The sequence below is a fragment of the Cellulomonas sp. ACRRI genome (assembly GCF_022346185.1).
GTDB lineage: Bacteria > Actinomycetota > Actinomycetes > Actinomycetales > Cellulomonadaceae > Cellulomonas.
On record NZ_JAKRMS010000047.1, the window covers coordinates 16,566 to 28,170 of the forward strand.

Sequence of the window (11,605 nt, forward strand, 5' to 3'; positions counted from 1 at the left end):
TTGAGCCTTCACCGCCAGGCGCCGACCGCGAGGACGAGGCGCTTGCAGGTGCGCGCCGGTCTCCGTGCCCGCACGGGACCGCGAGATGCCGGCGCTGCACGACGACGTCATGGCCGCGGCAGCGCACCCGAGTGGCCATACCTGGCAACGGCGCACGGAGACGTCGGTGCGATCGTGCAGGTCAAGGCGAGAGAAGTGGCTCCGGCCGCCGCCGACCGAGAGACCCGCTGGATCCTCAAGAACATCCAGGCGGCCATGAAGCAGGTGGACGGCACTGCTCGGCGGCTCAGCGGCGCGCCGGTCACGATGCTCAACGGCCGCGGGCGCTCGATGGACGTCGACGGCGCCAAGGTGACGTGGGTCGGCGTCATCGTGATCGACCACCCGGATCCGCCGGAGGGCATCGACATTCCGGCCACGTCCGGAACTACACCTTCGGTGGCGCTGCTGCGCCGGGACTGGGAGTTTCTGTTCGATCAGCTGCGTTCGACGCGCGCGGTGATCGAGTACCTCCTGCGAGTCGCCAAGCTCCCCGCGGTGCCTCTGGGCGACGAGGCATTCAGGTACTACGACCTCGCAGCCGCCGACGAGGACGCCCCACCCGGACCGATCCCGGCGTTCCTGGCCGGCGTCGGTCAGCGCGTCACGGTACCGGTGCTACCGAGCGTCCCCGGCTACGAGGAGGACGCGGCTGGCTTCGAGCTGTTCCGACTCATCCTCGAGGACGTCGCGACATCTCCCGTCGATCCGGAACATGAGCTCGCACGGCAACGAGCGCTCGGCTCTCTCGACGGCATCCCTGTGGTCCAGCGTGCCAGCCTCGGCCGCCTGCTCCTGGACTTCCTCGACGAGTCCAGGGGAGTGGACGACGCCCGAACGATCTGGAAGTTCCGCACCCACGCTGCCGGCACAGACAGCGACCAGATCGGGTTCGGAGTGTGCTCACAGCTTTCCGACTTCACGAATGAAGCGTTCCGTCGCTGGTTGATACTCCGCCACCACGAGCGGTGCGTGCGCCTAGGCACGACCGAGCTGACGTCGATGGGCGTTCTCCTGACTCCGCGCCCGGGACGGGCGACCGAGTGGGACACGACGTTGGCTGTCGCGACGGGCGACTTCCAGCTCTCCGAGGAGGAGATCAAGCACCTGTATCAGATCTGGCCGCCCCAGAGCGAGGAGGCGGCTCGCTGATCGACTGTCAGCGCGCCCCCGCGACACACCCGTCACCGGAGTCGGTCGCTCACTGATCGCCGTCGGAACTCTCGGTTTCGACGTGCGGGAAAAAGCTGCGTGGCGATACACGGAGCGCCTCGGCGATCTGCCAGATCGACGTGAGCGTCGGATTGCGCGAACCGACCTCGACGTCGCCGATGTACGTCCGCCCGACGCCTGCGCGGTGAGCAAGCTGTTCCTGAGTTAGACCGGCGTCGAGCCTGATCAGCCGCAGCGTGGCGCCGAACGCGCGCAGCTTCGCAGCTTCCGGATCCTGACGTGGCACTCGCTTGACGCTAGGGGGCCGGGCGCGCGCGTTCGACCCCGTATAAGTGGAGCCCCGAACGTTCCGCACCGTATAGACGCTACCTTGTCTCCGCCTCGGAGAACACCGCCCGTCGCGCTCGTGAACGCTTGACAGAAGTCGTCGAATGTCTACGATAAGTGGAGTTCGCCGCTCCGGGGCGCCACAGCGGTCGCCCCGCCTCGAACGTTCGGGATTGCCCCCCCACAGGTGAGGGAAGGCAGACATGCGCGACAACAGCTCCCCGATCGCAACCGCGGCTGCGCCGCGGCCCACTCGCGCCCAGATCCGATGGTGGGCGTCGACCTTCGCGCTTCAGCTGGCGACGTTCGTCGCAGGCCTGAGCGCGTTCCTGTCGCAGGCGCCGCCCGCTGTGTGGCTCGGATGCTTCGGGGTGACGGCCGTCGTGGGCCGAGGGCGGATCAGAGCTCGCGACGAGTTCCGCCGCGGCTGGCGTGATGGGTACGGAAGTGCGCTGCGTGACGTGGGGGAGAGCGCTGGTGCGCCGCTCGCGCCCGGAGCGTCCCGTGCTGCACCGCCCGTCGTCCCCGAGCCATGGGACGACCGCCCCCTCGCTACGACACCGGGGCGGCGGCCGTGAGTGCGCCGCGCGTCGACGAGCTCGTGCTCGAGGACGCGACGGGGGTGTGGGTCATCCGGTCGACATCCGACACGGTCTACTTCATCGACGCCGACTCGTCGCTCCTGCTGCGCCGCACTGGGCCCAACTCCCCGCCAGGCTTCGCCGACAACCGGTGGGCGCCGCTCATCGAAGTCCAGTCGATCTTCGCGGGGGATCGCGGAGTGATCCGGGTCGGGGACCGTCACCGGTACCTCTACGACTACGACGCGGACGGGCTGGACTACGGATGGTGGATCCAGCGTCTCGTCACCGAGATCGCCTACGTCGAAGGCGAGGAGCTCGCCCGCCTGCCGCGCTTCCCCCAGGACGGCGCGCTGTGAGCGCCGCTCGTCGCAGCTGGACCCCCTGGGCCCTCCACCCTCAAGTCAAGCTTGCCGAAGGCGGGTCGATCGCGCTCGAGGAAGTCGGCCATGAGGCGGCGCCGCCCTTCTACAGCGCCGCTGGCGACGAGCTGTTCGCCCTCAGCCTCCACGCTCCGCCCGGTGAACACGGGTCACGGGCGGTCGGGGCGGCGTCCTTCTCGCAGGTCGTCCTGTGCGGTCGGGCCCCGGTGCTCGTCGGAGCGGTCGACCTCGGTCGAGAGCGCGGCCTCAAGGTGATCAACAGCGAGTTCGACACCCGCGGCTATGCCGCAGACGTGCTCCGGTGGCTGCGCCCGTCGGGCGCGCCGACCCCGGCCAGCGACTCGACTCCCAAGGGGAGTGATCTCGATGCCGGCACCTGATCAGAAGCGCACGCCGCGTGACCGTTCCACAGCGGCCCGACGCGACGACCGGTCCTGGTCGTTGTCGACCAAGGTGGAACTCATCGATGACGCAGTGGTGCAATTCGACGAGCCCGGACAGGACGCAGTCCCGTTCTCTGAGCAGCAGGTCGACCGGCTGTTCCTTACCGGGCTCATGCAGGCGCCCCGGACCCCCGAGCAGAACCCCGAGCAGAACCCCGAGCAGAACCCCGAAGCCTCCGCCATGGTCACACTGACCGGAGACGCTCGGTTCTTGGTCGGGAAGGTCGATCTCGGCGTCGAGCGCGGCATGGAGATCCTCGTCCGGGGTGTTGAGGCTGCCGTCCGCGCGGCCGCGCGAGAGTTCCACCGCGCCGGTCCGCGCGCTGCCGGAGACGGGGGCCACGAGCGCGAGGAACAGCCCGCCTCCGACGCACCGTGGGTGACCGCGGGCCACGAGATCCAGGTCTCGATCCATGACGCCAGTGACACGTTGCTCGACCTGCTTCCGAAGATCCAGCAGGGCGTTCACGTCACGCTGGTGGACGAGGGTAGGCGCGTCGCCGTCCTCACCGCGTGGGCCGAGCACGCGGGCCTCTACGAGAAGCTCGGCGATGCGTCCGTCGCGTTCTGGACCGCGTGGCGCAGTGGAGTGTTCGACGTCGCCGGGTACGCCACCGAGATCGCCAAGATCATGCGCCCCGCCGGCGAGCGTCGACCCTCGTCGGAGAGCCAGGTCGTCCACAGACGCAAGGACGGTGATGGCGATGACGACGACTGACCCGACCGCCACGCGCGCCTTGTGGTTGGTCACGACGGCTTCCGGCGCCCGCCACCTGATCGACACGCGCGCCGGCGATGGAGCGGCAACCGTGACGCGCGTTCGCGCCGGGTCTGGCGACGCCGCCGATGGCTCCCCGCTTGCTGACCTCCGCCGCGACGGAGAGCCGCTGCGGCTCGTCTCCGTCTCGTACATGGCGGAAGAAGGGATGGCCGTGGAAGGCATTCGAGTCGGATCCGACATGCACCTGATCGTGGAGCCGCTCGCTGCGGGTGTGTGGTTCACGGTCCGCCGGACCACGCCCGTGACGGCCGTCGAGATGATCGAGGAGGTGCCCGCAGATGAGTGACGAGCAGCCCTCCGGCGAGACCTTCACGCAGAGGCAGGAGCGCGACGCACGAGTCGCTCTGCGCCGACGCCTCCTCGAGGTGGACCCGTCGAGCGTCCGTGACGACCTTGACGCTGCGGCCGAGTGCGAGTGTGGGTGCCACCCCCGGCCGGGCAACGACGTGCACCACGGCGCGCTCTGCCCGTGCCAGCTGACCGACGCCGAGCGCCGCGAGCTGGCCGACAGGGCCACCCGCGCGTTCGAAGCCGAGCAGGAGGCGTGGGCGCCGGTGCGTGAAGCCCACGCGCGAGCGCTTGCCTCCCAAGCCGACGCGCTCGGTGTCGACGCCGTCGAGGAGGTCCCGGGTGCGCCGCTCGTCATCTCCGGGACCGTCGACGGCGTCGGCTTCACGATGCGGGAGCGCTGGGACAAGTACACGATCGCGGTTCGGAAGCCCGTCGTCGACGAGCGCGACGAGGCCGACGACAGCTGGGACGTCATCACGCGAGGGGCCAGCGTCGACCTGTACCCGCAGGGACAGGTCGACCTCGGTCACGCGTTGTGGTTCACCGTCGCAGCGATCCGGTCCCACCTCCGCCGCGTCACCTGCACGCACCCGGTGCGCGGGCGCGTCCGGTACTGCCCCAGATGTGGTGCGGCGCTCATCGATCCCGCCTTGGGTGAACCGGGGCCACCACGCTGGGGTGCACGATGAGAAGCATCAGCGCGCCGGCGGGTCACGGAGCGCTCCTGCACGACCGACTTCCTCTTGTGCTGCGATCTGGCGTGCGACGGTGGAGGCGGTGGCTAAATGTGGAAGTAAACCTGTAAACGTCTATACATAATGGAATCAATGCCCGAAGGGGCCGATCGCGGCGACGTGACCTGCACTTTCGCCGGTGCGACAGGAAAGTGTGAGAAAAAGCCCTCAGAGGTCTTGAATCAGCAGCGCTCACGGAGGATCGTGGTCTCCTCAACGTGAAGCGGCTGGCGGGTGCCGGCCCCCGTGCTTGGGGCACAAGGGGTCGGCGACGCGTCGAGAACGACCCGCCGCGTCACTACCACCCAGTGAGATGACCAGAAGTGACGCACCACCTATCTTGCCTCGGATGCTCGGCGTCTTGTAGTGGCACGCCGACGTGTCGTGTGAGCGGCCGTCCCGCGGGGCAGGGGTGGGGCTACGACCCGCAAGCCGTGACGCTCCCGGCTCGATCACGAACCATCCCCGGCCGTACTCCGGCAGAGAATCCCGTGATCGACGCGCTGTCGGTCTTTGAGCACGTGACGTGCCCGCCGGACCGCATGGCGCACCGGGAGCCCACCGGCGCCACGTGAGGCACCCCGGAGGTCACGATGACCAGCAAGGCGTACATCGACAACCACGCCCACCTCTTCCAGGACGCGATCTTCGACCCGGAGGTCGTCGAGTTCACGCGGTGGTTGGACGTCGCGCTCTACCAGGACGACGACACGCGAGACTGGCTGGACGGCAACCCGTACACCCCCGGCGCTCTCGTCGTCGCGAAGCACATGCACCGCCACGCGCTCGCGGTCCCCGCCCTGCGCTGGGAGCACTTCCGCCCCGAGCTCGACTGCTTCGGGGTGGAGCTGATGCTCTGGCAGCTGTCTGAGTTCGAGACGACGTTGCTCGGGATGAACGGGCACATCAACGAGCGCACCAAGCGGCTGAATGAGCCCGAGGCGGACGCGATGGAGTGCGTCTGGATCGCTCGGCTCACCGCCGCGATCTGGTCCGTCAGCCGGGGTGGCGGCGACAACGACTTCTTCCGGTTCCGGCAGGGCTGACCGATGGCTCGCGCACGCAAGGCGACCCGCCACCTCCACCTCGTGGGGCTCGCGGATGAGGACGCGGCGCTGCTCGCTCAGGTGCGCCCGGTGCCGAAGCCGGAGACCGTTCGCGAGAACGCCCAGGTCATCGACGCGTTCATCCCGCGGCGGGACAGCCCGCCCGAGACGCTTGAGGTGATCGCCTTCCTGCGGCCGGTCCTGCTGGCGCTCGACCTGCCCCGGAACGTCACCAAGCAGGCGCTGCGGTTCCTGCCTCGGCTCGGCGTCCGCATGGTTCGCGTCGGAATGGAGCTGTCCATCACCCGGCTGATCGGCGTGGACGCCGTCGAGCGGTATCTGTCCGAGGAGGGCGCCGCCGAGACGGAGTACATGAAGAGCCGCGTCACCAGCATGGCGGTCCAGATCGGCCGGACCATCGGGATGCCCGACTACCCCCGCCGGCACCGACCGCACTCTCGCACCGAACGGCGCGCGCCGTACACCGACGACGAGATCGAGGACTACCTCGTCGCGGCGTCTCGGCTGTCCCAGCCTCAGGGGGACAACGCGACCACGCTGATCCTGCTGGGCCGGTCGGGGATCCTCTCGTCCCGTGTCGCCGACGTGCTCGGGACGGACATCATCCGGTACCGCCGACGCTGGTCGATCATCGTCCCGAGGGCCCACCCCGCTGAGGTGCGGCCGCTGCCGGCGATCGCTGTGTCGTTCCTGCGGAAGCGCGCGGAGAAGGTCGGGGCGAAGCCGCTCCTGCGCCCCGGGATGAGCCGCGGCCGCTGCGTCACCGAGACCATCGACCAGTTCACGCCGCACACCCAGCTGCCGCGGTTCCTCGTGAGCCGCGCCGTCAGCGCCTGGCAGGTCGACGTCCTGAACCACACCGGCATCGCCGCGTTCCTGCGCATCACGGGCCAGTCCCCGAACGGCAGCGCCGTCCGGGACCTGTTTCCGTACCTGACCGTCCCGACGACGTCCGAGTGCTGGGCGCTCGCCAACGCCGCCGCCTACCGGCCCCGGTAGACCGATCCACGAGAGAGGAACGAGATCGTGAACTTGCGCTTCCCGGACGTGCTCCACCCGTCCGCCAACGACTTCGAGCTGTGCGAGACGCTCGTCACCCGGTCCAAGATCGACGACGTGATGGAGATGGCCGCCCGATCGGCCAACCCCACCACGGGCCCGGAGCGCACGAACCCCTACACCGCGCGCGCGGTGGTGATGGCGCTCATGCTGGTCGTCGCCGGCCGCGGCACCATCTCGCTCGCGAACATGCTGGCGACCTTGTGGCACCTGACCGCCGACCAGCTGCAGCGCGTCGGCATGACGGGCTACATCTCCCCGGAGCGACTGAGCGCGCTGGCGCTAAACCACGACCAGTACGTCGCGGAGTACCAGCTGCTGCGAGCGAAGTTCAACGAGCTGATCGCCACGATCGACTCGAGCCCGCACCCCCGGCAGCGTCGTGAGCCGAACAGCGTCCGCTGGGCGCGCGTCAGCAACCTCACCGCCGAGCAGAAGCGTGTGCTGGACACGAAGGAGCAGCGCTTCGTCGAGGTCATCGACCTGGTCACCAAGGCGTCACTCATCGGCGCCCGCCCGGACCACTGGAAGGGGCACGTCGCCATCGACGAAACCCTCATCGAGTCGTTCGCCAACAAGAAGGGCTGCGGCACGAAGATGAACGAGATGGGAGTCGCAGACGCCGACGGCTCTTGGTACAAGGACAAGAAGTCTGGGGAGTGGAAGATCTACCACAAGGTCGTCGCCGCCATCCCCGCGATCTCCCCGTACGGGATCGACATGGAGAACCTGACGATCGGCCTGCACGTGCGCAAGCCGCACACCGGGGACAACGCCGCTGCCGCTCTCGCCGCGATCCTCGCGTCGTGGCGCACCGGCTTCCGGCCCGAGCCGAAGTCTTCGCCGTTCGCGATCGGTGACCAGGCCTACACGAAGAACGCGGACCTGTTCCTGCTGTCGATGGCCAAGTGGGGGTACCGAGTCATTGCGGACGCCCGGCAGAAGGTCACGAAGCACGAGATCCGCCTCGAGTCCGGACACCGCGTCGTCGCAGGCCAGCTCGTCTGCCCCGCCGGCGACCACCTCTCCCACCAGCCCCTCGGGTGGCCCCCGGACGAGCAGGTCGTCGGTGCGTTCGCCGTCGCCGAGCGGGCCGACGTCATCGACGAGATCGCTCGCTACGCCGCCCCCACGAACGGCCGCCCCACGCTGGTCGAGTCCGGCCCGCACAAGGGCGAGGTCGCCATCCGCGTCGCGTGCCCGGCGATGGCCGGGCAGGTCCGCTGCCCTCTGATGGCCGACTCCCTCGCCCAGCCCGACACGGTGCCGTTCGCGACGAACGCACCGAAGACCGACCACTGGCCGGCGTGCAAGTCCGCGAACACCACCGCGTACCTCAAGGTCAAGCAGACGAAGCACCTCGACTCGCTCATCCGAGGGTCCTACCTGCACGCCGACTGGTACAACTTCAACCGCTCGCGCAACGAGAAGACCTTCTCCCAGCTGAAGTCCGTCACCCAGGGTGGGCTCGACGGCAACCGCATCCACCTCATGGGCCGCGCGCGCGTCGGGCTGGCCGTCACGCTCGCCCTCGCGATCCAGAACGTCCGCATCCTCGAGGAGTGGAAGCGCCGCGAGGAGTACGCCACCCGCAAGCACCTCGTCCACGCGTCCCCGCGATTCCGTCACACGCCCCGCGAGGCGCGCCGCAAGGCCCGCGCCAAGATCCTCAAGGAGTACCGCGCGACCCACCGCTGAACTGTGGCGCCACGGAAAACTACACAGATCACACCGCGACCCCGGTCTCCCAAGAGGGACCGGGGTCGCGGCGTGTCAGTGCAGGTCAAGGCCACGTCTGAACCGCGTCCGGGGTCGAAGTGGAGCCATGGAACGAAAGCTGTGGGAGCGTGCCGGTACGGTTCTGCTGACCAGGGACTCCAACCCCTCACCACGCGAGGAGGCCCGGTGCCGGTCGACGCGGACCTGCTGCCCGCCGTCCTGGGCGACCTCGCCGTCCACGTGCCCGGGCTCCGCGCGGACGGCTGGTCGCCGTCGGTCCAGGGCGCGGTCGGCCACGTGCGCGGGCTGACGGGCGACGACGGCACGCGGTACGTCCTCAAGGTGCTCGGCCCCCGGGTGCGCGACCGGCTGCCCGCCGAGGTCACGGCGCTCGGCCTGCTGCGCGACGTGCCGGGCGTGCCGGTGCCCGTCGTGCACGCCCACGGGGTCACGGCGGGCGGCGCCGGCTACCTCCTGATGTCCCGGCTGGGCGGCGCGCGCTGGGCCGACCGGCGGTCGACGCTCGGGGCGGCGGCCACCACGGCGCTCACGGCGGCCGTGGGTGCGGTGCTCCGCCGGGTGCACACCGTCACCGGGGTGTCCTTCGGCGACCTCGCGGCGGCCGGACCGCGCCGGGCGGGTGCGGGGGACCGGGTGACGGCCCGCGCCGACGAGCTGCTGGCGGCCTACCGGCGGGTCGGCGGGCCGACCGTGGTGGGCGAGGGCGTCCGCGCGCTGCTGGCGGAGCGGCGCGACGCCCTCGACGCCGACGTCGTCCCGGTGCTCTGCCACCGGGACCTGGTCGACGGGAACGTGCTGGTGGACGACCGCGACCCGGCGCGGGTGAGCGGGATCGTCGACCTGGAGCGGGCCGCGTGGGACGACCCGGTGGCCGACCTGGCCCTGACGCTGGTGCACGTGCGGCAGCACGTGCCGGGGGACGCCGGGGCGCTGCTCGACGGGTACGGCGGCCTCACCGCGGACGAGACGGCGCGCCTCGGGGTGCACGAGGTGCTGCACCTGCTCGCCGAGCGGGTGTGGGTCGCGGTCGACCGACCGTCCCGGTGGCGGGAGTCGGCGGATCGGCTCGACGGGCTGCTGCGCTCCCGGGTCTGACGCCGGCGCGGCTCGACCGGCCCGGGCCGCGTCTCTCGGGGGCTCAGACCACCGCCGCCGGGCGCGCCGCCCCCAGCCGTCCCGCGAGCAGCGTCGAGGTCAGGACCCCCGACACCGCCTGCGCCGCCAGGAGCCCGACGAGCACCAGCACCTGCACCTGCGCCGCCACCGCCGGGCTCGCCCCGCCGAGCAGCAGCCCGACGAACGCCCCCGGCAGCGTCACCAGCCCGGCGCTGCGGGTCTGGTCGATCCCGGGCACCAGCGCCCGCGCCACCGCGCGCCGCGCGTGGCCCGCGACCGCCTGCCGACCCGTCGCGCCGAGCGCGAGCCAGCCCTCGACGACGTCCCACTCGGTGCGCAGGTCGTCCCGGAGCCGCAGGCCGGTCACGGAGGCGGCCGCCATCGCGCCGCCGATCATCTGCGCGCCGAACGGCACGAGCGTGGGCGCGTCGAGCGCGAGGGCGCCGCTCGCGACGACGGGGACGACGGCGGTGGTCGCCCCCGCCAGCACCGCGAGCCCGACCGCGCCGAGCGTGCGCGGGCCGAGGCCGACGCGCCGGGTCGCCGTCCAGGCCGCCACCGCCACCATGACCGCCAGGTAGAGGCCCGCGGCGGCGGGGTGCCGGAACACCCACGCGATGACGACCGCGACGGCGACGAGCTGCACGGCACCCCGCAGCACCGCCACGACGGTCTCCCGGCGGACCGGCACCCGGGCGGCCGTCGTGACCGCGAGGAACACGGCGAGCAGGGCGACCAGCGCGAGCCCCGTCCGCAGGGCGGAGCCGCCGGTCACGCGGCGCGGCGGGCGGGGGCGGCGGGCACCGTCGGACCGTACCGCGTCCGCCGGCGCGGCCCCGTGTGGGCCGCCGGGGGGAACCGTCTTCCGTGCCCCCGCGCCCGTCGAGTACCGTCCGCGACGTCCACCCGTGCCCTGCGGGACCCCCGACCCGAAGGACGCGTGCATGACGCCCGCCCGCACCGTGCCGCCCGCCGCCGCGCCCGGACGGGTCGGGCGCCGCCCCGCGCGGCCCGGGCTCGCGCGGCGCCTGGTGGCGGTGGCCGCGGTGGCGCTCGCGGTCGGGGTGCCGGTGTCGGCGGCCGCGGCGCCGCCGAGCCCGGACGCGGGGTCGACCGCCGGGGGCGCGGTGGTCGAGCTCGAGGTCCCCGGGTCGACGTACGCGGACGTCTGGGCCGGCGCCTCGTCGTCGTTCGCGGTCACGTCGGACGGGCGGCTGTGGGCGGCGGGCAGCGGGGCGGCCGGGCAGCTCGGCGACGGCGCGTCGGCCGACCGGGCGACCCGCGTCCCCGTCGGTGGTCTGCCGGGCGGGGTCACGCAGGTCGCCGGCGGTCAGCGGCACACCCTGGCGGTGGCCGGTGACGGGAGCCTGTGGTCGTGGGGCGACGGGTCCTCGGGCCAGCTGGGCCACGGCTCCGGCGCCGGGCGCGACGTGCCGGGGCAGGTGCTCCTCGTCGACGTCCCCGTGGTGTCCGTGGCCGCAGGTGCGGAGTTCAGCCTCGCCGTCACCGAGGACGGGCGGACGTGGGCCTGGGGAGCGAACGACGAGGCGCAGCTGGGCTGGCCGGCCCAGGTCGGGGTCTCGCTGCCCGTGCGGGTCGGGGGGCTCGCCGACACGCCCCGGTCCGTCGCGGTCGCCGCGGGTACCGCGCACGGACTCGCGCTCCGGGAGGACGGCACGGTCTGGGCCTGGGGCCGCGGTGAGCTCGGCCAGCTCGGTGACGGCGCGAGGACGTCCTCGTCGACCCCGGTCCAGGTGACCGGCTGGGGTGCTCGGCGGATCGTTGCGGTGAGCGCCGGCGCCGACCACTCGGCGGCCGTCGCCGAGGACGGCACGCTCTGGGTGTGGGGCTCCGGCGGGTGGGGTCAGCTG

Annotated in this window: 13 protein-coding genes; 11 read left to right on the top strand and 2 right to left on the bottom strand. The window is 71.6% G+C overall.

Annotation, left to right across the window (positions count from 1 at the left end; translation table 11 throughout):
- The first annotated feature begins 174 nt into the window (after positions 1–174).
- Positions 175–1,191: a hypothetical protein gene (locus MHY85_RS10455; protein WP_239196090.1), complete on the top strand. Its 1,017-nt coding sequence runs from the start codon at positions 175–177 to the stop codon at positions 1,189–1,191.
- A 49-nt stretch (positions 1,192–1,240) separates the two neighbouring features.
- On the opposite strand, the gene MHY85_RS21865 is transcribed toward MHY85_RS10455, so the two are convergent.
- Positions 1,241–1,498, bottom strand: coding sequence for a helix-turn-helix domain-containing protein (locus tag MHY85_RS21865; protein ID WP_239196091.1), 258 nt, complete (start codon positions 1,496–1,498; stop codon positions 1,241–1,243).
- 615 nt (positions 1,499–2,113) lie between these two features.
- On the opposite strand from MHY85_RS21865, the gene MHY85_RS10465 reads away from it, so the two are divergent.
- From MHY85_RS10465 to MHY85_RS10505, 9 genes are all read left to right on the top strand, one after another.
- Positions 2,114–2,479, top strand: a complete 366-nt coding sequence (locus tag MHY85_RS10465; protein WP_239196092.1) for a hypothetical protein — start codon at positions 2,114–2,116, stop codon at positions 2,477–2,479.
- Positions 2,476–2,883 (top strand): hypothetical protein, encoded by a 408-nt coding sequence (locus tag MHY85_RS10470; RefSeq protein ID WP_239196093.1) that lies wholly within the window; start codon positions 2,476–2,478, stop codon positions 2,881–2,883. The genes MHY85_RS10465 and MHY85_RS10470 overlap by 4 nt, the downstream gene beginning before the upstream one ends.
- Positions 2,861–3,664, top strand: coding sequence for a hypothetical protein (locus tag MHY85_RS10475; protein WP_239196094.1), 804 nt, complete (start codon positions 2,861–2,863; stop codon positions 3,662–3,664). Before MHY85_RS10470 ends, MHY85_RS10475 begins: the two co-directional genes overlap by 23 nt.
- Positions 3,651–4,013 (top strand): hypothetical protein, encoded by a 363-nt coding sequence (locus MHY85_RS10480; RefSeq protein ID WP_239196095.1) that lies wholly within the window; start codon positions 3,651–3,653, stop codon positions 4,011–4,013. The genes MHY85_RS10475 and MHY85_RS10480 overlap by 14 nt, the downstream gene beginning before the upstream one ends.
- The gene (locus tag MHY85_RS10485; RefSeq protein WP_239196096.1) at positions 4,006–4,707 is read left to right on the top strand and encodes a hypothetical protein; all 702 of its coding nucleotides are present in this window, start codon (positions 4,006–4,008) and stop codon (positions 4,705–4,707) included. The genes MHY85_RS10480 and MHY85_RS10485 overlap by 8 nt, the downstream gene beginning before the upstream one ends.
- Positions 4,708–5,345: 638 nt before the next feature.
- Positions 5,346–5,798: a hypothetical protein gene (locus MHY85_RS10490; RefSeq protein ID WP_239196097.1), complete on the top strand. Its 453-nt coding sequence runs from the start codon at positions 5,346–5,348 to the stop codon at positions 5,796–5,798.
- A 3-nt stretch (positions 5,799–5,801) separates the two neighbouring features.
- The gene (locus MHY85_RS10495) at positions 5,802–6,818 is read left to right on the top strand and encodes a hypothetical protein (RefSeq protein WP_239196098.1); all 1,017 of its coding nucleotides are present in this window, start codon (positions 5,802–5,804) and stop codon (positions 6,816–6,818) included.
- A gap of 27 nt (positions 6,819–6,845) precedes the next feature.
- A complete protein-coding gene (locus MHY85_RS10500; protein WP_239196099.1) occupies positions 6,846–8,576 on the top strand; it encodes a hypothetical protein in 1,731 nt (576 codons plus the stop codon).
- 207 nt (positions 8,577–8,783) lie between these two features.
- Entirely contained in the window at positions 8,784–9,713 is a 930-nt protein-coding gene (locus tag MHY85_RS10505; RefSeq protein ID WP_239196100.1) for a phosphotransferase family protein, read from the top strand.
- Between the two features lie 43 nt (positions 9,714–9,756).
- Here MHY85_RS10505 and MHY85_RS10510 read toward each other — a convergent pair whose 3' ends face one another.
- Positions 9,757–10,509 carry an ABC transporter permease gene (locus MHY85_RS10510; RefSeq protein ID WP_239196102.1) on the bottom strand — a complete coding sequence of 251 codons (753 nt, stop codon included), beginning with the start codon at positions 10,507–10,509 and terminating at the stop codon, positions 9,757–9,759.
- A 169-nt stretch (positions 10,510–10,678) separates the two neighbouring features.
- Here MHY85_RS10510 and MHY85_RS10515 point away from each other — a divergent pair.
- Positions 10,679–11,605: RCC1 domain-containing protein (locus MHY85_RS10515; RefSeq protein WP_374233405.1), on the top strand; the 927-nt coding region annotated here is incomplete at its 3' end.

Bases quoted from the DNA above. Each gene is read 5' to 3' on its own strand.
- MHY85_RS10495 (WP_239196098.1), top strand. From the start codon at position 5,802: ATGGCTCGCGCACGCAAGGCGACCCGCCACCTCCACCTCGTGGGGCTC.
- MHY85_RS10485 (WP_239196096.1), top strand. From the start codon at position 4,006: ATGAGTGACGAGCAGCCCTCCGGCGAGACCTTCACGCAGAGGCAGGAG.
- MHY85_RS10490 (WP_239196097.1), top strand. From the start codon at position 5,346: ATGACCAGCAAGGCGTACATCGACAACCACGCCCACCTCTTCCAGGAC.
- MHY85_RS10480 (WP_239196095.1), top strand. From the start codon at position 3,651: ATGACGACGACTGACCCGACCGCCACGCGCGCCTTGTGGTTGGTCACG.